The organism is Brevundimonas sp. BR2-1 (assembly GCF_037626195.1).
Classification (GTDB): domain Bacteria; phylum Pseudomonadota; class Alphaproteobacteria; order Caulobacterales; family Caulobacteraceae; genus Brevundimonas.
In genome coordinates this window covers 63175-83798 of record NZ_JARKMV010000003.1, presented here as the reverse complement: position 1 = coordinate 83798, position 20624 = coordinate 63175, and the positions used below count along the sequence as shown (strand labels likewise).

General features: G+C 68.1%; 17 protein-coding genes and 1 tRNA gene. 9 read left to right on the top strand and 9 right to left on the bottom strand.

Translation table 11 applies throughout. The annotated features are described in order from the left end of the window. Positions 1 to 3 precede the first annotated feature (3 nt). Both BrevBR_RS13230 and BrevBR_RS13225 read left to right on the top strand, forming a co-directional pair. On the top strand, positions 4 to 2343 hold the full coding sequence (locus BrevBR_RS13230; protein ID WP_340001257.1) for an ATP-dependent helicase: 2340 nt from the start codon (positions 4 to 6) through the stop codon (positions 2341 to 2343). Continuing rightward, positions 2340 to 3665, top strand: a complete 1326-nt coding sequence (locus BrevBR_RS13225) for a glycoside hydrolase 5 family protein (RefSeq protein ID WP_340001256.1) — start codon at positions 2340 to 2342, stop codon at positions 3663 to 3665. The genes BrevBR_RS13230 and BrevBR_RS13225 overlap by 4 nt, the downstream gene beginning before the upstream one ends. Positions 3666 to 3671: 6 nt before the next feature. Here the strand turns inward: BrevBR_RS13225 and BrevBR_RS13220 are convergent, their stop codons facing one another. Continuing rightward, entirely contained in the window at positions 3672 to 4844 is a 1173-nt protein-coding gene (locus tag BrevBR_RS13220; RefSeq protein ID WP_332640405.1) for a low temperature requirement protein A, read from the bottom strand. A 44-nt stretch (positions 4845 to 4888) separates the two neighbouring features. On the opposite strand from BrevBR_RS13220, the gene BrevBR_RS13215 reads away from it, so the two are divergent. From BrevBR_RS13215 to BrevBR_RS13205, 3 genes are read left to right on the top strand one after another with little or no spacing between them, the layout of a single operon-like run. After that, positions 4889 to 6244, top strand: a complete 1356-nt coding sequence (locus tag BrevBR_RS13215; protein WP_340001255.1) for an O-antigen ligase family protein — start codon at positions 4889 to 4891, stop codon at positions 6242 to 6244. Then, positions 6207 to 8324: a DNA topoisomerase IV subunit B gene (parE, locus tag BrevBR_RS13210; RefSeq protein ID WP_340001254.1), complete on the top strand. Its 2118-nt coding sequence runs from the start codon at positions 6207 to 6209 to the stop codon at positions 8322 to 8324. Before BrevBR_RS13215 ends, parE begins: the two co-directional genes overlap by 38 nt. A 2-nt stretch (positions 8325 to 8326) precedes the next feature. Continuing rightward, on the top strand, positions 8327 to 9124 hold the full coding sequence (locus BrevBR_RS13205) for a hypothetical protein (protein WP_340001253.1): 798 nt from the start codon (positions 8327 to 8329) through the stop codon (positions 9122 to 9124). A 1-nt stretch (position 9125) separates the two neighbouring features. On the opposite strand, the gene BrevBR_RS13200 is transcribed toward BrevBR_RS13205, so the two are convergent. The 4 genes from BrevBR_RS13200 to BrevBR_RS13185 form a co-directional block, all read right to left on the bottom strand. Further along, a complete protein-coding gene (locus BrevBR_RS13200; RefSeq protein ID WP_340001252.1) occupies positions 9126 to 9644 on the bottom strand; it encodes a histidine phosphatase family protein in 519 nt (172 codons plus the stop codon). Positions 9645 to 9710: 66 nt separating this feature from the next. Next, entirely contained in the window at positions 9711 to 10958 is a 1248-nt protein-coding gene (locus tag BrevBR_RS13195; RefSeq protein WP_332640400.1) for a glycosyltransferase, read from the bottom strand. A gap of 133 nt (positions 10959 to 11091) precedes the next feature. Next, positions 11092 to 11274 (bottom strand): hypothetical protein, encoded by a 183-nt coding sequence (locus BrevBR_RS13190; protein ID WP_332640399.1) that lies wholly within the window; start codon positions 11272 to 11274, stop codon positions 11092 to 11094. 4 nt (positions 11275 to 11278) lie between these two features. Further along, entirely contained in the window at positions 11279 to 12172 is an 894-nt protein-coding gene (locus tag BrevBR_RS13185) for an SPFH domain-containing protein (protein ID WP_332640398.1), read from the bottom strand. A 198-nt stretch (positions 12173 to 12370) separates the two neighbouring features. Here BrevBR_RS13185 and BrevBR_RS13180 point away from each other — a divergent pair, with 198 nt between their 5' ends. From BrevBR_RS13180 to BrevBR_RS13170, 3 genes are all read left to right on the top strand, one after another. Then, entirely contained in the window at positions 12371 to 15556 is a 3186-nt protein-coding gene (locus tag BrevBR_RS13180) for an autotransporter outer membrane beta-barrel domain-containing protein (protein ID WP_340001251.1), read from the top strand. A gap of 54 nt (positions 15557 to 15610) precedes the next feature. Further along, positions 15611 to 15687: transfer RNA gene (locus BrevBR_RS13175), tRNA-Val, on the top strand. A 78-nt stretch (positions 15688 to 15765) separates the two neighbouring features. After that, positions 15766 to 16038 (top strand): hypothetical protein, encoded by a 273-nt coding sequence (locus tag BrevBR_RS13170; RefSeq protein ID WP_332640396.1) that lies wholly within the window; start codon positions 15766 to 15768, stop codon positions 16036 to 16038. A gap of 1 nt (position 16039) precedes the next feature. On the opposite strand, the gene BrevBR_RS13165 is transcribed toward BrevBR_RS13170, so the two are convergent. From BrevBR_RS13165 to queC, 3 genes are read right to left on the bottom strand one after another with little or no spacing between them, the layout of a single operon-like run. Beyond that, the gene (locus BrevBR_RS13165; protein WP_340001250.1) at positions 16040 to 16408 is read right to left on the bottom strand and encodes a 6-pyruvoyl trahydropterin synthase family protein; all 369 of its coding nucleotides are present in this window, start codon (positions 16406 to 16408) and stop codon (positions 16040 to 16042) included. Continuing rightward, positions 16405 to 17040, bottom strand: a complete 636-nt coding sequence (gene queE, locus BrevBR_RS13160; RefSeq protein WP_332640394.1) for a 7-carboxy-7-deazaguanine synthase — start codon at positions 17038 to 17040, stop codon at positions 16405 to 16407. Before queE ends, BrevBR_RS13165 begins: the two co-directional genes overlap by 4 nt. Continuing rightward, complete coding sequence (gene queC, locus BrevBR_RS13155) at positions 17037 to 17753, bottom strand: 7-cyano-7-deazaguanine synthase QueC (RefSeq protein ID WP_340001249.1); 717 nt, start codon at positions 17751 to 17753, stop codon at positions 17037 to 17039. The genes queE and queC overlap by 4 nt, the downstream gene beginning before the upstream one ends. A gap of 191 nt (positions 17754 to 17944) precedes the next feature. On the opposite strand from queC, the gene BrevBR_RS13150 reads away from it, so the two are divergent. Next, on the top strand, positions 17945 to 19576 hold the full coding sequence (locus BrevBR_RS13150) for a response regulator (protein ID WP_340001248.1): 1632 nt from the start codon (positions 17945 to 17947) through the stop codon (positions 19574 to 19576). Here the strand turns inward: BrevBR_RS13150 and BrevBR_RS13145 are convergent. Next, positions 19573 to 20610: a ligase-associated DNA damage response exonuclease gene (locus BrevBR_RS13145; RefSeq protein WP_340001247.1), complete on the bottom strand. Its 1038-nt coding sequence runs from the start codon at positions 20608 to 20610 to the stop codon at positions 19573 to 19575. The two genes, BrevBR_RS13150 and BrevBR_RS13145, sit on opposite strands and share 4 nt — an antisense overlap. Positions 20611 to 20624 lie beyond the last annotated feature (14 nt).

Sequence of the window (20624 nt, the reverse complement as noted above, 5' to 3'; positions counted from 1 at the left end):
CCGATGAGTCTGCCTGAAGTCCCCGCCCCGCGTATCTCCGACCTCGCCCGCTCGCGCGGCCCCAACGGCGTGGAGGCGGCCCCGGTCGACTATCTGGCCGGGCTGAACCCCGAACAGCGCGAGGCCGTGGAGACCGTCGACGGTCCCGTTCTGGTGCTCGCCGGCGCGGGGACGGGCAAGACGCGGGTGCTGACAACCCGGCTGGCGCACATCCTCGCCACGGGCCGCGCCCGGCCGTGGGAGCTGCTGGCCGTCACCTTCACCAACAAGGCCGCGCGCGAAATGCGCGAAAGGATCACCCATCTGATCGGGCCTTCGGCCGAAGGCCTGCGTTGGCTGGGCACCTTCCACAGCGTCGCCGCCCAGATCCTGCGCCGGCATGCTGAACTGGTCGGCTTGAAGTCGACCTTCACCATTCTGGACACGGACGATCAGGAGCGGGTCTGCAAACAGCTGCTCGAGGCCGCCAATCTCGACACCAAGCGCTGGACGCCGCGTTCGCTCAGCGGGCTGATCGACCACTGGAAGAACCGCGGCTGGACGCCGGACAAGCTGCCGCCGTCCGAGGATTTCGCCAATGGCAAGGGGCACAGCCTGTACGCCGCCTATCAGGCCCGGCTGGTCAGCCTGAACGCCTGCGACTTCGGCGACCTGCTGCTGCACAACCTGACGATCCTGTCACAGCATGCGGATATCGCAGAGGAATATCGCCGTCGCTTCCGCTACATCCTGGTCGACGAATACCAGGACACCAACGTCGCCCAGTATCTGTGGCTGCGGCTCCTGACCTGCTCCACAGGCAATGTCTGCTGCGTGGGCGACGACGACCAGTCGATCTATGGCTGGCGCGGCGCCGAGGTCGACAACATCCTGCGCTTCGAACGCGACTTCACCGGAGCCAAGGTCATAAGACTGGAACGTAACTATCGTTCCACACAGCATATTCTGGGAGCAGCGTCCGGCCTGATCGCCGCCAACCGCGACCGGCTGGGCAAGACCTTGTGGACCGAGGACCTGAGCGGCGACAAGGTCCGGGTGCGGGGCGTCTGGGACGGCGAGGCGGAAGCCCGGCTGATCGCCGACGAGATCGAGACCGCCCGCCGCCAGGGCGTCGCCTACAGGGACATGGCGGTGCTGGTCCGGGCCTCGTTCCAGATGCGGGCGTTCGAGGAACGGTTCGTCCTGCTGGCCGTCCCCTACACCGTCATCGGCGGCCCGCGCTTCTTCGAGCGCGCCGAGATCCGCGACGCCCACGCCTATCTGCGCCTGATCCTGTCCGAGGACGACGACCTGGCCTTCGAGCGGATCGTCAATGTGCCCAAGCGCGGCATCGGCGACACCTCGGTGCAGAAGGTGCTGCAGATCGCCCGCCTGTCCGGCGTCTCGGCGATGTCGGCGGTGCGCGACCTGATCGTCTCGGACGAGCTTCAGGCGCGGACGCGGACCGCCCTGTCCAACTTCGTGCGCGACATCGACCGCTGGCGGGCCCTCGCCCAGACGACGACCCATTGGGAGCTGACCGAGGCCGTGCTGGAAGAGAGCGGCTACACCGACATGCAGAAGGCCGACCGGGCCACCGGCCAGACGCGGCTCGACAACCTCAAGGAGCTGACGCAGTCGATGCAGCAGTTCGAGACCCTGCCCGCCTATCTGGAGCACGTTTCGCTGGTCATGGACCTGGACCGCGGCGGTGCGGATGACGCCGTCCAGATCATGACCCTGCACGGCGCCAAGGGGCTGGAGTTCCCGCTGGTCTTCCTGCCGGGCTGGGAGGAAGGCGTCTTCCCCAGCCAGCGCAGCATCGACGAGAAGGGCGAAAAGGGTCTCGAGGAGGAACGTCGCCTCGCCTACGTCGGCGTCACACGGGCCAAGTCCGACGCACGCATCTCGTTCGCTGCCAACCGGCTGGTCTATGGCCGCTGGACCTCGCAACTGCCGAGCCGTTTCGTCGACGAACTGCCCATCGCCCATGTCGAGGCCGAGAGCGACACCGGCTACTACGGCGTCACGCCGGGCATGAAGGACGCCAAGAGCCGCTGGGACGACATGCCGACCTTCGGTTCGGGCTATTCCTCGCCCGGCTGGAAACGCGCCCAGTCCTTCACCGCCGCGCGCGCGCCCGACGCTCGCCCGGCGCGCCACGCCCTGATCGAGGGTGATGGTCGGCTGGTGGCCACGGCGGACCCCAGGGCCGGCGCCGACTGGTCGAAGGGCGAGCGGGTGTTTCATCAGAAGTTCGGCTATGGTCTGATCATCGGCATCGAGGGCAACAAACTGCTGGTGGCCTTCGACAAGGCCGGGGAGAAGAAGGTCATCGACAGCTTCGTGGAGAAGGCGCCGTGACACCCAGCCGCCGCGTCGTCCTGGCCGCCGCGGCCGCACTGTCCCTGCCCTCGCGAGCCGCCGCATCGATCGGCCGTCCCGGCTTCGTCACGCGCGACGGCATGGGGCTGAAGATCGACGGCGGGCCCTACCGTTTCGTCGGCGCCAACGCCTGGTATCTGGCCTGGCTGGGCACCGAGGCGGATTTCGGCGACCGGGCGCGGCTGGGGCGTGAACTGGATACGCTGGCGGGCGACGGCGTGACCAATATCCGGCTCGCCGCATCCGCCGAACTGTCGCCGCTGAAGAACTCCGTCCGGCCCGCCTTCCGGGACCGGGGTTCCGACTACAACGAGACCCTGCTCACAGGTCTGGACCGCGCGCTGGCGGAGATCGGGCGGCGGGGCATGAAGGCGGTGCTCTATCTGACCAATTTCTGGGAATGGTCGGGCGGGATGATGACCTACCTCTCATGGGTCAACGGCGGCCGATATCTGAACATGAACGACCCGGCCCACCCCTGGCCGGAATTTCCCGACTTCGTCGCCGACTATTACGGCGACATCGAAGCCGTCGGCCTCTACCACGACTATGTCCGCGCCGTGGTTTCCCGGACCAATACGGTGACCGGCGTCCGCTATGCCGACGACCCCGCCATCATGGCCTGGCAGCTGGCAAACGAGCCGCGCCCGGCCGGCTCCGAAGCCCGCGCCGTCGCAAACCTGCCGGCCTTCCACGGCTGGATCGCGGACACGGCCCGGCTGATCAAGTCGCTGGATCCCCACCACCTGGTCTCGACGGGCAGCGAGGGCCTGAAGGGGTCTGTCGAACGCGCCGACATCCTGCTGGACGCCCACCGGTCCCCGGACATCGACTATCTGACCGCCCACATCTGGCCCGCCAACTGGGGCTGGCTGAACCGGCAGGACATGGCCGGAACCGACGCGGACGCCCGCGCCAGGACGGCCGAATACATCCGTCAGCACATCGGCTTCGCCCGGGAGCTCGGCAAGCCGCTGGTGATCGAGGAGTTCGGCTATCCACGGGATGGCGACGCCTATGACCCGGCAACAGCCGTAACCCTGCGCGACGGCTTCTACACCGACATTCACGCAGCAGTTCTGGCCGACGGCCGGGCCGGCGGGCCACTGGCCGGCTCCAACTTCTGGGCCTGGAACGGCGAGGGGCGGACGCGCAATCCGGACTTCCGCTTCCGCGACGGCGACCGGGCGTGGCTGGGCGATCCGCCGCACGAACCGCAGGGCTGGTACGGCGTGTTCGACGCCGACAGGTCCACGCGGGCGCTGATCCGGGCGCAGGCCGCCGCCCTGGCGTCGCTGTAGCGCGGTCTATCCGGGGGCTTCGGCGATAGGCCTCCCGTGGGTCGCCACGGTCTCCCAGACCGCGACCCCGACCAGCACCGCCGTCGCGCACATCGCCAGCCCCAGCGGCGTCAGCATCGGAACGGCGAAACTCAATGCGCCCAAGGCCGCGATCCCGCTCAGCCGGGACGGCGACCACAGGCCGAACGCCGCCAGCTTGAACACTTGCGCCCCGATCAGGAACAGCATCGGCCCGCCGATCAGGACGGCGGCCGTGGGGAACTCCAGGGACCCGTCCGGATGACTCAGCGACATCTCGTCCCCGACGGCGGTGACCACGATGCCGGCCACCACGAGGATCGGCGCATAGGTGTAGGCGCGCCGGGCGACCCGGCCCGTGTCCTGCGAATGGGCGATGACGTCCGAGGCGGCGTCATGGGCCTTGCTGAACCAGATCCACCACATGGCCAGCGTTCCGATGAAGGCCGTGGCGAACGCGCCCACGACCGATGGCGTCCACTCCAGTCCGGCGAAGGTCGCGCCGGTGACGAGGACGGATTCGCCCAGACAGATGATGATGAACAGGCCGACCCGTTCGGCCATATGGCCGCCCTCGACCTCCCAGTCCTCGGTGTGCGACCGGCCCAGACCCGGAACCCAGAAATAGCAGGCCGGCGCGGCGAACTCGGCGGCGACGGCGATCAGCCACAGGATCAGCCTGGTCTGGCCCTCCATGAAGCCGCCGGTGATCCACAGGATCGCGCCGCCGACGGCCCAGACGCAGATGCGCTGGAAATTGCGCCGCTGCACCTCGTGCCTGCGGACCGCCCGGAGGGTGAACAGGCCGCGGCCGACCTGCAGGGAGGCGAAGGCGAAGGCGAAGATCAGCCCCTTGTCGCCGAACGCTTCCGGCAGGGATGTCGACATCACCAGACCGGCGCCCATCAGCAGGAACAGCAGGATGCGCACGGGCGCGCGGTCGGGATCCAGCCAATTGGTGATCCAGCTGGTGTCGATCCAGGCCCACCACACCGCGCCCAGCAGCATGAAACCCTGCAGCGCCCCGATCCAGCTCAGATGGGCCAGCAGGGCGTGCGAAATCTGGGTGATGGCGAACACGAAGACCAGGTCGAAGAACAGTTCGACGAAGCCCACGCGGGCGTGACCTCCGTCCCGGGTTCTGAGCAGGTCGCGCCCCATTCGATTCCAACCCTTCGTTAAGCCTGAGGCCCGACCCTGCATGGGTGCGCGAGTCCCGTCCAGAAGCGGTCCTGACCGAACCGGTTCCCAGCCTGTGGGAGCGGGCGATCTGCATCGGCCTCGTCGCCATGCTGACCGGCGCCCTGATCGGGCCCGTCTTCGCGCCGCTGCAGGAAGAGACGCCGGTGCTGCGTCTGGTCTGGCTGCCGGCGTATGCCGCCATCTTCGGCATGGCTGCGTATCGCCTCGACCGGCTGTGGCGCGCCTGGCCGGCAATGCTGGCGATGCTGGCTGTCGTGGGCCTGGCCTTCGCCTCAAAATATTGGTCGATCGATTATGAGGTGACCAGCCGGCGCATCATCGCCCTGGCCATCAGCTGCGTCTTCGCCCTGTATCTGGGCGCGGTGTTTCGGGGACCGCATCTGCCACGCCTGCTGATGCACGCCGCCCTGCTGATGGCGGTGGGCAGTCTGGTGATGGTTTTCGCCTTCCCCTCCATCGGCGTCCACCAGTACGACAACGCCGGCCTGTGGCGCGGCCTCTGGTATGAGAAGAACCAGATGGGGGCGGTCATGGTGATCGGGGCCACCGCCTCGGCCGCCTGCCTCGCCTCGCCCGATCCGCGCCGTCTGTTGCCGGCCATCGCTCTTGGCCTCGCCTCGATCCTGGTGCTGGCCACCCAGTCCAAGACCTCCCTGCTGTGCCTGATCGTCGGCCTGGGCATGGTCGGCGGTTTCTGGTCGCTGAAGCGCGGCGGCGCGGCGTTCGGCGTCGTGGGCATCTGGGTCGTCGTGGTGCTGGCCGGACTGGGAGTCTGGATCTGGGAGACCCATTCCGTCGCCGTGCTGGAGGCGCTCGGCAAGGACCCCTCCCTGACCGGCCGCACCGAGATCTGGGACAGTCTGATGCGCAAGGTCGCCGACCGGCCGTGGACCGGCTACGGCTACGGCGCCTTCTGGGGACGGGAAGGCGAATCCGTCCCCGCCGACTGGGTGCGCAAGGAGACCGGCTGGAGCGTGCCCAGCGCCCACAACGGCTGGATCGATCTGCTGGTGCAGCTGGGCTGGCCGGGGGCGGTGCTGGTCGGGATGCTGATGGCTGCGACGGGTCTGATCGCCATCCTGCGTTCCATGGGCTCCGGCGCGCGCGAGGGCTGGTGGGCGCTGGGCTTCCTGGCCGCCTTCTTCGTCCTCAGCCTGTCGGAAAGCATTCTGATGCAGCACCAGAGCCTGCCGTGGGTGCTGTTCCTGGCGGTCCTGACCCGCGCTGTCCTGCCGTCGCCGGCCGCGGCCGCCGTTCCGCTTGTGGAGAAGCGTCGCGGGGCCTACCAGACCCCCTCCCGAATCGCCGCACAGTATCCGCATGGGCCAGTCCGCCGACCTCCTTTCGCTGTTCGATGAAGAGCCGACGCAACCGCGTCCCGCCGATCTCGTCGCCACGCCTGATCTGGCTGTAGAGCCCGCGCTCGCCCCCCAGGCCGCCGCGCCGAAGCCGGAGCCGGCGCCCATCCGCGCGCCCTCGGCCGTCGAACCCACGGCTCCGCCGGTCCCGGGCGGCTATTCCGCCTCCTCGATCGAGGTGCTGGAGGGGCTCGAGCCCGTCCGCAAACGCCCCGGCATGTACATCGGCGGCACAGACGAGCGTGCTCTGCACCACCTGTTCGCCGAGGTCCTCGACAACGCCATGGACGAGGCCGTGGCCCGACACGCCCGGCTGATCACCGTCGACCTCGACGCGGAGGGCCGGCTTTCGGTCAAGGACGACGGCCGCGGCATCCCTGTCGATCCGCACCCTAAACATCCGGGCAAGTCGGCGCTGGAAGTGGTCATGACCGTCCTCCACTCTGGCGGCAAGTTTTCCGGAAAGGCCTATGAAACATCAGGCGGTCTGCACGGCGTCGGCGTCAGCGTCGTCAACGCCCTGAGCGAGCAGCTGGACGTCACCGTCTGGCGCGACGGCCATGAGTGGAAACAGTCGTTCAGCCGCGGCCTGCCGCTGGGGTCCATCGTCCAGGGTCAGCCCTCGAAGAAGAAGGGCACCCTGATCCGGTTCAAGCCGGACGAGGAAATCTTCGGCGTCGGCGCGGCCTTCAAGCCCGCCCGCCTGTTCCGCATGGCCCGCTCCAAGGCCTATCTGTTCCGCGGCGTCGAGATCCGCTGGACCTGCGCCGCAGAACGCATCACCGACCACACCCCGACCGAGGCGGTTTTCCACTTCCCCAACGGCCTGGCCGACGCCCTGGCGGAGCGGATCGGCACGCTGGAGACGGTCACTCCCGCCTTCGCCGGACGCGTCGAGCGCAAGGGCGAGGCGGGCGCCGTGGAATGGGCCGTGACCTGGTCGCCGATCGGCTTCGGCGAGGCCGACGGCTTCGTCTCCTCCTATTGCAACACGGTCTCCACGCCCGACGGCGGCACGCACGAGGCCGGCTTCCGCGCGGCGCTGGTGAAGGGCCTCAAGGCGTATGGCGAACTGACCAACGAGAAGCGCGCCAATCTGATCACCGCCGAGGACGTCATCGCCAACGCCGGGGCGATGATTTCGGTCTTCATCCGCAATCCCGAGTTCCAGGGGCAGACGAAGGACCGCCTGTCCTCGCCCGACGCACAGCGTCTGGTCGAGCAGCTGATGCGCGATCCGCTGGATCACTGGCTGACCGAAAGTCCGAAGCAAGCCAACACCTTGTTGGGCTTTGTTATCGACAGGGCAGAAGACCGTCTGCGCCGCCGCAAGGACAAGGAGGTCCAGCGCGCCCAGGCCACGCGCAAGCTGCGTCTGCCCGGCAAGCTGTCGGACTGTTCGCGCCAGTCGGCCAATGGCACCGAACTGTTCATCGTCGAGGGCGACTCGGCCGGCGGCTCGGCCAAACAGGCGCGCGACCGCACCACCCAGGCCATCCTGCCCCTGCGCGGCAAAATTCTGAATGTTGCGTCGGCCACGGCCGACAAGCTGCGCGCCAATATCGAACTGTCCGACCTCGCCCTGGCCCTCGGCGTCCAGCCCGGCAGCCGGTTCAACATCGACGACCTGCGCTACGAGCGGATCGTCATCATGACCGACGCCGACGTGGACGGCGCCCACATCGCCGCCCTGCTGATCACCTTCTTCTACCGTTCCATGCCCGAGACGATCCGTCAGGGCCGCGTCTATATGGCCCTGCCCCCGCTCTACCGGATCAGCGCCGGGCCGCTGTCGGAATACGCCCGCGACGACGCCCACCGGGACGAGCTGCTGGCCACAGTGTTCAAGGGCAAGAAGGTCGAGATCGGGCGGTTCAAGGGTCTGGGCGAGATGATGGCCTCCCAGCTCAAGGAGACCACCATGGACCCGAAGAAGCGCACACTCGCCCGGGTCACGGTGCCGGAGTCCGAAGACGAGATCGAGGATCTGGTCGAACGGCTGATGGGCCGCAAGCCCGAGGCCCGCTTCCAGTTCATCCAGGAAAACGCGCGCTTCGCGGTGGCTGATCTGGACGTATGACGATGCGGCTCCTGCTCGGCATCGTGGGGCTGCTGGTCCTCGCCCCGGCTGCAGGAACGGCGCGCGCGCAGACCTCCACCGTCGATATCGAGCCCTGGTCGCTCGAACGGATGAGCGAGATGGGTCAGGCGCTGGCCCGTCAGGACCGGGCCGCCATCGCGGCGGGAGAGCGGCTCAGGCGGACCTTCGACGGCGCTGACCCGCCGGGCCTCATAGGCTCGATCGTGGTCGCGGATGGCGACGCGCAACGCGTCCGCTTCCTCGTCGAACGTGACGGGCATCCTCGCGCCGGATGGGACATCGTCGTTTCGGGATCGCGGACCGGCGCTGTGGTCGTTCCACCGGACGCGCCGCTGAGCGACGACGAGCTGGCGCAGTTTCGGGCCCGGCGAACCGCGGCGGCCAATGTCGGCGCCGGGCGCTGCGGCCGCTACAATGTCTTCGCCGTCCGCGATCCCGAGAGCCATGACTGGCTGGTGTGGTTGTTGGCGAACGCCAACGACCTCAGGACCGTGCCGATCGACGGCCACTTCCGTTTTCGCGTCAGCGCGGACGGTTTGACCCTGCTGCGCCGGGATCGGCTGTCAGCGGGATGCGCCCTGCACCGGCGATCTCCCGGAACCGTGCAGATGATCCTCTACACCGCCGGAGGCACGCCACCGAGCGAGGCTCTGGTCTACGTTTCGATCATGCACGGCTTCCCCATATCAGTGGAGGACAGCCCAACGACCTTCGTCGTGATCGATGGCGCGGAACTCGAGCGGGTGACGCCCCGACCCCGGCGCCGCTCTCGCCGCTAGTTCAGGGGCACGTCGTGGGCGCGCCGTAGCGGGTGACCTGCCCATGGGCGGCTGTGTCGCCCATCAGGTGCAGCGTCGTCATCCGGTCGTATTCGCACTCCGGCATGTCGGCCGCCTCCGCATAGCCCAGCGCACGGGCGATCGGCGGCACGGTGTTGCTGTGGCCGACGATCAGCACGACGGCGTCCTCCGGCAGGGCGCGAACACGTTCGGCGATGGCGGCGACATGGGCGGCGCCGCCGCCGTCGAGGCTGATCGGCTCAACCGTCACCGAATGGAATGCCGCCGTCGGCGCGGCGGTCAGACGGGTGCGCTGCAGGGGGCTGGTGAAGATGTGGCCGGGATGGACGTCCGCGAGCATCGCCGCGAGGGCCGCGGCGCGGGCCTGTCCCGCCTCCGAGAGCGCCGGATCGGCGCCGGCGTCGGCCTTTTCGGCGTGACGCACCAGGTAGACCGTCTGGGCCATGGCCGAGGTGGCGGTCAGCAGCGAGACGGCGGCCGCGAGCAGGAAACGTTTCATGATCTCAAATCCCCGATTTTCGTTCGAGATTGACCGGGCGCGAGCCGCCTGTCGAGCGGACAGGCCTCAGTGCACCTTCCATTCGCCCGGCTGGGCGAAGGCGGGCTGGCCGCTGACCTCGGCGTAAACCGAGCTCAGATCCTCGAAGACCCGGTTCCAGGCGAAGCGTTCGACGGTCCGAACCCGCGCAGCCGCGCCGATGGCCTCGATGTCGCGGGCGAACAGGGCCTCGACGGCGGCGGCGTACTGGACCGGATTCGCGCTCTTCGCCAATTGGCCGACCGTATCGTCGACGGTTTCCTTCACCCCGCCGGCGTTGACCCCGACGACCGGACGGCCGCAGGCCATGGCCTCCAGCACGATCAGACCGAACGGCTCCTTGTCGTTGGCGTGCACGAAGGCGTCGCAGGAGGCGATGATCCTGGCCACGGCCTTGGGATTGGCCTCATACGGCAGGGAGATGACCCGTTCTTCCGCCGGCATGCCCGCGCCCGCGCCCACCAGGACGAGGTGGTAGGGATCGCCCAGCTTCTGCACGGCCTCGATGAGGACATTGATATTCTTTTCGCGCGCGGGTCGGCCGGCGAAGCACAGCAGGCGCGCCGACGCCGGCAGGCCCAGCTTCTTCAGCAGCCAGTCGCGATCGCCGCGGTCGGGACGGAAGGTGTCGATCTCCACGCCCAGCGGCCGGATGATGATGTTGCCGACCCCCGCCTCTTCCAGACGGCGGGCGATGAACCGGCTTGGCGAGATCACCTTGTCGAACTGGCCGAACAGCCGGGCCCAGCGCTTCTCGACCGGCTTCTTGGCCCATTCGCCGAAGTGAAGCGCGGCAAGGCCGGCTGGATCGGAATGGCAGAAGCCGACGACCGGGCAGCCGGCGCGCTGGCCGGCCTCCAGAGCCCCCTGCCCCGGCGTATAGGGATCGCCGGCCTCGATGATCGATGGATTCAGCGACGCCACCCAGGCGCCCCAGCGCCGCACTGAGGTCGGCCAGCGATAGCCGTCGCCGAACGGCAGCTTGGTCGCGTGTAGATGAACGATGCCGTCATCGCCCGCCTTGTGGTGCGCGCCCGGCACGACCAGCGAATGGGCGACGCCCGGACGGTTGGCCTCCAGCCAGGCCTTCTTGGACAGCAGATAGCGTTTCACCCCGCCGGAACGCGGCGCGTACAGCATGGTGGTGTCGACGAGGCGCGGCCGTCCGTCGTCGCCGGCGGCCTTGGTGGCGGCCAGGGTCTCGGAAACCTCTTCGTCCCAGCCCGGGATCAGGCGCAATTCGCCTTCCTGAACCTCCAGGCCCGCCAGGCTCATCAGTTCCCGCTCCGCGTCGCTGATGCGTCCTGCGCCAACGCGCGCGACACGCTTCTGGATGCGGCGCGCCTTGCGAACCTTAGACATATGCGACTTGACCATCAGCGGCCCCTAGCGCCGCTCGCAGCCAAGCTCAAGCGTCGTCCGCTTGCGGAGGGTCTTCCGAAGGCGCCACGCCGCGGCGGTGCAGGGCTTCCCGCAGCAGGGTTTCCACCTGGGCGTTGACCGACCGCAGCTCGGCGGCGGCCAATCGCTCGACCGCCGCCATCACGCCCGGAGACGCGCGCATCAGAAAGGGCTTACGCGGACGCGCCATGAACTCAGCCGTACAGGGTGCCGGTATTGACGACCGGTTGGGCCTCGCGATCGGCGCACAGAACCACCAGCAGGTTGGACACCATCGCGGCCTTGCGGTCCTCGTCCAGGTCCACCACGCCGCGTTCGTTGAGATCGGCCAGAGCGTTCTCGACCATGCCGACCGCGCCGCGGACAATCAATCGGCGGGCCGACAGGATGGCCTCGGCCTGCTGACGACGCAGCATCGCGCCGGCGATCTCGGGCGCGTAGGCGAGGTGAGCCAGCCTGGCCTCGTCGACCGCGACGCCTGCGACCTTGACCCGTTCGACCAGTTCATCGCGCAGCCGGGCAGCGACATCCTCGGCGTCAGACCGGAGGGTCATTTCCGGCGCGGACTCATCGTCGCCGTGATCGTAGGCGTAGTGCGAGGTGATATCGCGCAGGGCGGTGTCGACCTGGATGTTCACAAAAGCCTGATAGTCGTCAACGTCGAACAGGGCCATGGCCGAGTCCTCGACCCGCCAGACGACGTTGGCGGCGATCTCGATGGGGCTGCCTCGCCGGTCGTTCACCTTCAGCTTGTCGGAGGTCAGATTGCGGACGCGAAGGCTGATTTTCTTACGGCTGTACCAGGGCAGCACCCAGCGCAGTCCGGTCTTGCGATCGGTGCCGCGATAGTCGCCGAACAGCAGGATCGCCATCCCCTCGTTCGGCTGCAGCGAATAGAGACCGCAGATCAGCAGCAGGCCGACGACCGCGGCGACGACGCCCCCAACGATCCGCCAGGCCGTGTCCGGATCCTGCGCGACGCTGACCGGCCCGAGAATCAGCAGGGCCAGCCCGATCAGCAGGACGACGACGCCATTGGCCGTCGATGCGGGGCGTTCGATGGATCTGGAATGGGTGGTGGCGGTCATGGGTCCCTCCTCAAGCAATATGAAAATGATATCACTTTGATGCCATATTGTGCAAGCTCCGCGCTTGACCTGTGGCTGCGAAGCCGGGCATTGGCCTTGCATTCGCCTCAAATTCGAGAAACTTGAGGCAGGCTGGCGTGGTCCCTGTTAGAGGATCGCCGGCGTCTCTGGCGTATCGTCCACAGGGGTTTCTACCGAATGCGTATTCTACTCGCGACCGCGGTTGCGATCGCTCCCCTGATGGCGGCTTCCGGCGCAATGGCCGAGGTCGTGATCTCGACCGCCCGCACGACGCCGATCGCGACGTCCAATCCGGGCGGCGCAGGCCCGGACGACATCCGCATCACCAGCGCCGGCGCGATCAACGTGACCTCGGGCGTGGGGATCACGGTCGACGCCAGTGAAAACCTCACCATGGAGGCGAGCAGCTCGGTCAATATGGCGGCGTCCGCCAACGGCTCGACCGGCGTGCTGGTCAATCCGGGACTGACGTCGACCTTGTCGATGAACGGCACCATTTCCGTCCTGGACACGATCGACAACTATCCTGACACGGACAACGACGGCGACCAGGACGGTCCCTGGGCGACCGGGACCGGTCGGTACGGTATTCGGTATGCGGCGGGCGCGCCCGTCACGGGCAACCTGATCATCGGCACCGCCGGCGTTATCAATGTAGACGGGAACAACTCTTACGGCATTTCGATAGAATCCGGCCTGAACGGGAGGGTCCAGAGCCAGGGCGCAATCCGGGTGTTCGGCGACAATTCGGTGGCCGTCCGGACCCAGGGCGCGATCACCGGCGACGTGATGCTGCTGGGCAGCATCAGCGCGCGCGGCGCCAATTCGTCTGCGGCCTCGATCGGCGGCGACGTCGGCGGACGACTGACCATCCAGAGCGAAATAGTCTCGACCGGCTATCGCTATACGTCACTCGGAAACGACACCTTCGAAAGCAAACTCGACGCCGAGGACAAGCTGCAAGGCGGCGCGGCGGTCATCGTCGGCGGCAATATCGCCGGCGGCGTCGTCATCGATCGGGCGCCCACCGATGCCGACACGGCGAACGCCGACGAAGACGGCGACGGGATCCCGGACGCCAGCGAGCCCGCTGGTTCGATCTCCAGCTTTGGCTCCGCGCCGGCGATCATGGTCGGCTCCGCGACCCGCTCCATTTCCCTCGGAGCCGTGGGGACGGGCGACTCCGCCTTCGGCTTCATCAACCGCGGAACGATCACCGCCCAGGGCGTCTACCGCGGGATCGACGCCAATGCCGCCGTTTTCGGCGGCAACGCCGGCCAGTCGGTGACGATTGCGGGCGGCATTCGCAACGAGGCCACGGTGGCGGCGCTTGCCCTTGACGGGCGCGCGACAGCGATCCGTGTTGGCGCGGGGACCACGGCTCCGCAGATATTCAATTCGGGCGCCATCACGGGCGCCGTCGCCAGCGAACTGGCCAGTTCGTCGGCGACGGCCATCCGGATCGACGCGGGCGCGACGGTCACAAGCTTGACCAACAACGGTTCGATCCTCGCCTCGTCCGGCGGCGGCGCGGCCACCGTCACCGGCCTGCTGGACCTCAGCGGCACGCTCACTTCGATCACCAACACCCGTTCCCTGCAGGCGACGCTCAGCCCGAACGATGCGGGGGATGCCCTGACGGGGACCACGACCGCGATTGACGTCAGCGCCAATACGACCGGCGTGACCCTGCTCCAGACCGGCATTCCCGCCTCGCCGACTACGGCGAATCCCGACACGGACGGCGACGGCGTGCCGAATGACAACGAGCCGTTGATCGTCGGCGCTATCAAACTGGGGGCCGGAGCCGACACGCTCGATATCCGGAACGGCTCGATCCTCGGCGACATCAGCTTCGGCGCCGGGGCTGACAGCCTGACCATCACGGGCGGGGCGGACGTACGCGGCGCCCTGTCCGACACCGGCGGCGACCTGTCCATCAACGTGACCAACGGGACGCTTGACGCGCGTCAGACCGCGCGGACCAACATCTCCAGCCTGAACATCGGTGCGGCTGGCGATCTGATCATCACCGTGGATCCGGCCAACAACTCGTCCGGCGGCTTCAACGTTTCGGGAACGGCGACCCTGGCCGACGGCGCCGGCCTTGGCGTTCGCTTCACCTCCCTGTTGTCGGCGCCGACCCGGTTCACCCTGATCGACGCTGCGACGCTGAACTTCGGGGCGATCGATCTGGATTCGATCGAGACCAACTCCCCCTATCTCTTCAAGGTCGACGCCGGGGCCGACGTCCCGGCCGGCGAGGTGTTCGTCGATGTCCGCAAGCGGACCGCCGAAGAAGCCGAGCTGATCGGGGTCGAAGCCGGGATGTACGACGCCTTCTACACCGCGATCGGCGACTCCGACGCGATCGAGATGCGCAACGCCTTCCTGGCCCAGAACGACCGCGACGGCTTCATCAACCTCTATGAACAGCTGCTGCCCGAACATTCGGGCGGCCCCCTGCTGTCGCTCGCTTCGGGCGTTGACGCCGTGACGCGGGCCCTCACCGGCCGCAACGCCTCGGCCGCGCCGGGCGAAACCAGCGCCTGGGTGCAGGAAATCACCTTCTACGCTGACAAGGACAAGACCGACACCTACGGCTTCCGCTCGGAAGGGTTCGGCGTCGCGGGCGGCATTGAGCGCGGCACGGGGCTGGGCAATATCGGCATCACGGCGGCCTTCACCTCGTCGGACCTCGAGGATCCAGAGGCCGAGGCCGAGGAAGTTCTCTCGGCGAACCTGTTGGAACTGGGTCTCTACTGGCGGGCACAGGGCCAGTACTGGACGACCTGGGCGCGCGCCGCCGCGGGCTATGCGTCCTTTACCTCCGAGCGCCGCTTCGTCGGGGCGGGCCTGAACCTGTCCAATGAATCGGACTGGAACGGCTTCACCCTGGCCGCAGCCGGCGGCGCATCCTACGAACGCAATTTCGGCCGCTTCAGCATCCGCCCCGAGGTCTATGCCGAATACTTCTCGCTCAGCGAGGACGGTCACGTCGAAGAAGGCGGCGGCGACGGCTTCGATCTGGAGATCGACGACCGCGAAGGGCACCTGTTCTCCGCCACCGCCGCGATCAACATCGGCATGGGCATGGGCGAGAACAGCTGGATGCGTCCCGAGTTGCGGGTCGGCTGGCGTCAGAACATCTCGGTCGATCCGGGCGAGACCATCGCCCGCTTCCGCTCGGGCGGTCCGGACTTCACCCTGGCCGGCGGTTCGATCGAGGGCGGCGGACCGCTGGTCGGCTTCCGTCTGAACATCGGCAACGAACTGGGCATGCTGTCCGTCAGCGCCGACGCCGAGATGATCGAGGACTACGTCCGCTACATGCTGTTCCTGCGGGCCAGCTTCCGGTTCTAGGTCTGACCTTCAAACCGCACGCCGCCGCGCGGCGCGCGACAGGGCAAAAATAATGGGCGGCTAGCTCAGCTGGTCAGAGCACCTCGTTTACACCGAGGGGGTCGGGGGTTCGAACCCCTCGCCGCCCACCACGCCCAACCCACGCCGGGCTGCCGGTCAGGTTGCGTTCACCTCTGCGGGTTAACCCTGACCGCCAGGAGAGATTCGTCATGTCCACGTTCCCCGCCCGCCTCGTGATGCTCACAGGCGTCCTCGGCTCGGCCCTGATGCTGCAAGGCTGTCTGGTGGGCGCAGTGGTGGGCACGGCCGGCGCGGTCGTCGGCGGCGCAGCCCAGGCTACCGGGGCTGTGGTCGGGGCCGGCGTCGACGCCGTCACCACCTCCGACGAAGAGAGCAGGGCCAGACGGGAGCGCGAACAACGCGCCTGGGAACGGGAACAGCGCCGCTGCGAACAGCGCCAGCGCGAGGGCCGCGACTGCTGATCTAGAGGGTCAGCACGCAGCGTTCGTGAATGGTCGGCCGCGCCACCTGGATGCGGCACAGGCCCGGCCATTCCGGCTTGAGACGACGTGCGAACCACAGGCACAGGTTTTCAAGGCTGGGCAGCTCCAGCCCCGCCTTCTCGTTGAGCATGCCGTGATCCAGTTCCTCGGCCGCCGCCTTGAGGGCGCGGTCCAGCGCGCCGAGGTCGGCCACCCAGCCGTGATCGGCGTCCAGCACCTCGGAGCGGACGGTGGCCTCGACCATGAAGGAATGGCCGTGGATGCGGCGATAGATGCTGCCGTCGGGCTCGTTCGGGAAATGGTGGGCCGCGTCGAAGGTGGCCGCCTTGGTGATCTCGAAAACGCTCATCTTACGCCGATGTATTTGTGGGTCTGGACGCTGAGCCGCCATTTCGGGTGGGTCAGGCAATAGTCGATGGCCGCCGCCGTATTGGCCGCCTGATCGGGGCCGTCCATCGGCTGCAGCCAGAATCGTTCGAAGGCCAGATGCTCGAACCGGTCCGGCATGGCCCTCGCCTGCGGAAAGACCAGCTTCAGTTCCTGACCGGACGTCTGGACTACGGGCGCATCGGCCTTGGGGCTGACGCAGATCCAGTCGACCCCCGCAGGCGCGGCAAGCGTGCCGTTGGATTCGATCGCGATCTCGAACCCGCGCGCGTGGAGGGCGTCGATGAGGGGGGCGTCCAGCTGCAACAGGGGCTCGCCGCCGGTGCAGACGACCAGCTTCGGGTCCCCTTCCCTGCCCCGCCACATCGACTGCACGTAATCGGCCAAGGTCCCGGCGTCGGCGAATTTGCCGCCGCCGTCGCCGTCGACGCCCACGAAATCCGTGTCGCAGAAGGTGCAGACCGCGGTCGCCCGGTCCCGCTCCAGCCCGTTCCACAGATTGCAGCCGGCGAAGCGCAGGAAGACGGCCGGCCGTCCGGCCTGTCCGCCCTCGCCCTGCACGGTCAGGAACACTTCCTTGGCGGAATAGGTCATGCGGCCGCCCATTCAGAATGCCCCGCCGCCCGCAGTTCACAGGCCGGGCAGTCGCCGCAGCCGTAACCCCAGTCGTGCCGATGGGCGCGGTCGCCGCGGTAGCAGGTGTGCGACGCCTCGATGATCAGCTCCACCAGCGGCGCCCCGCCGATCCGGTCAGCCAGCGCCCAGGTCTCCGCCTTGGTCAGCGCCATCAGGGGAGTCTCGATCACGACCGGCCTGTCCAGCCCCAGGCTCAGCGCAGTCGCCATGGCGTCGATCGTGTCGCGGCGGCAATCGGGATAGCCCGAGAAATCGGTTTCGCACATGCCGCCCACCAGCACATCCAGTCCCCGCCGGTCCGCCAGCGCGGCCGCACAGGTCAGGAACACCAGGTTGCGCCCGGGCACGAAGGTGGTGGGCAGGCCCCGCGCGCCCATCTCGATCGCCCGGTCCGCCGTCAGGGCGCTTTCGGCGATCCGGCCATAGCCCGCCAGGTCGACGACATGGTCGGGACCCAGACGGCCGGCCCACTGCGGCAGGACGCCGGTCATGCCCTCGCGCACCTTCAGTCGCGCCTCCATCTCGACGGCGTGGCGCTGGCCGTAGTCGAAACCCACGGTCTCGACGCGTGAAAACCGCTCCAGCGCCCAGGCGAGGCAGGTGGCGCTGTCCTGCCCGCCCGAGAACAGGACGAGGGCGGATTTTTCGCTGGCGGGGCCGAATTCGCTCATGACAAACCTGCGGTCGGCCGTTTGGCCGCGCGCATAAACAAGGGGATGGGCGCCTCGATGGCGGGCGGGCCTTCTACACCAGCGCCGGGAACAGAGCAAAGGCGGCCCAAAAACGGCGGTTACTGACCTTAACCCTTCTGCAAAGGCTTTCGGGCCAAAGGTGCGGTGTCGCAGTGGAGTTATGGCCGGATATGCCGACCATCGAAGTCTTGACCGAGCGCGCCGAGGCAGTCTCGCCCCAGACGTTGGGCAGTGCTGTGTTCCAGCGCTTCGAGAGCGAACCCGACACCCTCGTCATTCCCGTCGTCGACGCAGGCAAGCCGGTCGGCCTGATCGAGCGCAACGCCTTCCTGCTGAAGATCGCCGCCCCGTTCGGCCACGCTCTCTACGCCGGACGTCCCATCCTGTACCTGATGGACGACGAGCCCGCGGTGGTCGAGGCCGGCGTCAGCATAGACGCCTTCTGCGACATCCTGCTGAAGAGCGGTCCCGGCGCCCTGATGCGCGGCTTCATCGTCACGCGGCAGGGCAAATATCTCGGCATCGGCACTGCGGTGTCCCTGCTGCAGGCCGTGAACGACCGGCAACGGCGGCAGAATGACGAACTGGCCGAACAGACCCGCGTGCTCGGCGACGCCCGCACCCAGGCCCTCGCCGCCGCCCGCGCCAAGAGCCAGTTCCTCGCCATCATGAGCCATGAATTGCGCACGCCGATGAACGGCGTCCTGGCCGTGGCCGAGTTGCTGCGACGGCAGCCGCTGAACAGCCAGGCACAGGCGCACGTCACCACCATCGTGGACTCGTCAGAGACCCTGCTGCGCATCCTTCAGGACGCCCTGGACCTGTCTCGCGCCGAGGCCGGCGAACTGGAACTGCATTGCGAACCCACGCCGCTGCGGGCCCTGATGGACGATGTCCAGTCGCTGTGGGCTCCGCGCGCGTCGCAGGACGACGTCACCCTGATGGTCAGCTACGAGGGCGACACCGAACTGGCCGCCGTCGTCGACGGCGTTCGCGTCAAACAGCTGTTCAACAACCTGATCGGCAACGCGCTCAAATTCGCCCGCAACGGCGTCGTCGAAGTGGGCCTCAAGGCGGCGGCTGCGGGCGACAGGGTCCGGCTGGAGGCGCGCGTGCGCGACGACGGGCCGGGCGTGGAGCCGGATCGCGTCGATGAAATCTTCGATCCCTTCGTTCACGGCTCGGGCCCGGACGGGGCCGGTCTCGGCCTGGCCATCTGCCGGCAGATCGTCGAACGGATGGATGGCCGCATCTGGGCCGAGAACAATCCGGGCCGCGGCGCGACCTTCGCCTTCGACCTCGACGTTCCGCGCGCCCAGGTCACGGCCGTCGCCCCGTCCAACGTCGAAAGCATCGGCGACGGCGAGCTTCTGACCAACCCCCACATCCTGATCGTCGACGACAACGCCACCAATCGCGTGGTCGCCCAGGCGCTGTGCGAAATGTTCGGCTGCACCTCCGAAACCGCCGAGGACGGCGTCGAGGCGCTGGAAGCGGTGCAGGAACGCCGGTTCGATCTGGTCCTGATGGACATCAAGATGCCGCGCATGGACGGGGTCCAGGCGACCCGGGCCATCCGCGCGCTCGAAGGCCCCGTCGGCGCCCTGCCGATCGTGGCCCTGACCGCCAACGCCGACCCGGACGACGCGCGCAAATACCTCGAAATCGGCATGGCCGCCGTGGTCGAGAAGCCGATCAAGCCGGAACGTCTGCGGATGGCCATGAACCTGGCTCTCGAACAGGCCGCCGCCACGGCGAGGGCCGAAGCCGATCCTGCAGCCGCGACCCGTTCGGTCGCCTAGCTGACCACGTCGCCGGCCGGCCCGGCCTCGTCGTCCTCTTCCTCATAGCCGACCAGCCGCAGCGCCCGCGCCGTCTGGCCGTTCAGCTCGCACCAGCGCAGCAGCCCTTCTTCCCGGCCGTGGGTGATCCACACCTCTTCCGGCTTCAACTCGACGAAGGTCGCGGTCAGCTCGGGCCAGTCGGCATGATCCGACAGCACCAGGGGCAATTCCACGCCCCGCTGGCGCGCCCGGGCCCTGACCCCCATCCAGCCCGAGGCGAAGGCCAGCACGGGGTCGGCGAACCTCCGCGCCCAGCGGTCCTGGGTCGCCGAAGGCGGGGCGATGACCACCTCCCCGCCCAAGGCGTTCGGCTTCAGCCCTGTCGCCGGCAGGACGGGCCCCAGATCGACCCCCTCGCGCTCGTACAGCCGGTTCAGCCGCTCCAGCGCCCCGTGGACGTAGACGGGCCGATCCCAGCCCGCTTCGCGCAGCAGCCGGATGACCCGCTGCGCCTTGCCGAGGGCGTAGGCGCCGACCAGATGGGCCCGGTCCGGGAACTGCCGCAGGGACTGAACCAGCCGGCCGATCTCTTCATTGTCGGCCGGATGGGTGAAGACCGGCAGGCCGAACGTCGCCTCCGAGATGAAGACATTGCACGGCACGGGCTCGAACCCCGCGCAGGTCGGGTCGCGGCGGCGCTTGTAATCGCCCGAGACGACCATGGTGATCCCCTTCCAGCGGATCACGGCCTGGGCCGAGCCCAGCACATGGCCGGCCGGGGCCATGGTCACCTCGACGCCGTTGTGCGAGGCCGTTTCGCCGTAGGCGACGCCCTGCCGGCGGCCCGCGAAATCCTCGCCGTACCGTTCGGCCATGATCGCCAGGGTCTGCGCCGTCGCCAGCACCGTTCCGTGCCCCGCCCGCGCATGGTCGGCATGGCCGTGCGTGATCACGGCGCGATCCACCGGTCGGACCGGATCGACGTAAAAGTCGCCGGGCGGGCAATACAGGCCTGCGGGCGTGGGCCGCAGCAGGTCTTCAAAGCGGGTCATGAAGGGCATATGGC

Excerpts from the sequence above, each read along its gene's own strand:
- BrevBR_RS13230 (WP_340001257.1), top strand. The coding sequence starts at position 4 with ATGAGTCTGCCTGAAGTCCCCGCCCCGCGTATCTCCGACCTCGCCCGC.
- BrevBR_RS13145 (WP_340001247.1), bottom strand. The coding sequence starts at position 20,610 with ATGACCCGCTTTGAAGACCTGCTGCGGCCCACGCCCGCAGGCCTGTAT.
- BrevBR_RS13220 (WP_332640405.1), bottom strand. The coding sequence starts at position 4,844 with ATGGGGCGCGACCTGCTCAGAACCCGGGACGGAGGTCACGCCCGCGTG.
- queC (WP_340001249.1), bottom strand. The coding sequence starts at position 17,753 with ATGAGCGAATTCGGCCCCGCCAGCGAAAAATCCGCCCTCGTCCTGTTC.
- BrevBR_RS13165 (WP_340001250.1), bottom strand. The coding sequence starts at position 16,408 with ATGAGCGTTTTCGAGATCACCAAGGCGGCCACCTTCGACGCGGCCCAC.
- BrevBR_RS13185 (WP_332640398.1), bottom strand. The coding sequence starts at position 12,172 with ATGACCGCCACCACCCATTCCAGATCCATCGAACGCCCCGCATCGACG.
- BrevBR_RS13190 (WP_332640399.1), bottom strand. The coding sequence starts at position 11,274 with ATGGCGCGTCCGCGTAAGCCCTTTCTGATGCGCGCGTCTCCGGGCGTG.
- BrevBR_RS13170 (WP_332640396.1), top strand. The coding sequence starts at position 15,766 with ATGTCCACGTTCCCCGCCCGCCTCGTGATGCTCACAGGCGTCCTCGGC.
- BrevBR_RS13205 (WP_340001253.1), top strand. The coding sequence starts at position 8,327 with ATGCGGCTCCTGCTCGGCATCGTGGGGCTGCTGGTCCTCGCCCCGGCT.
- parE (WP_340001254.1), top strand. The coding sequence starts at position 6,207 with ATGGGCCAGTCCGCCGACCTCCTTTCGCTGTTCGATGAAGAGCCGACG.
- BrevBR_RS13180 (WP_340001251.1), top strand. The coding sequence starts at position 12,371 with ATGCGTATTCTACTCGCGACCGCGGTTGCGATCGCTCCCCTGATGGCG.
- BrevBR_RS13195 (WP_332640400.1), bottom strand. The coding sequence starts at position 10,958 with ATGAGCCTGGCGGGCCTGGAGGTTCAGGAAGGCGAATTGCGCCTGATC.
- BrevBR_RS13200 (WP_340001252.1), bottom strand. The coding sequence starts at position 9,644 with ATGAAACGTTTCCTGCTCGCGGCCGCCGTCTCGCTGCTGACCGCCACC.
- queE (WP_332640394.1), bottom strand. The coding sequence starts at position 17,040 with ATGACCTATTCCGCCAAGGAAGTGTTCCTGACCGTGCAGGGCGAGGGC.
- BrevBR_RS13150 (WP_340001248.1), top strand. The coding sequence starts at position 17,945 with ATGCCGACCATCGAAGTCTTGACCGAGCGCGCCGAGGCAGTCTCGCCC.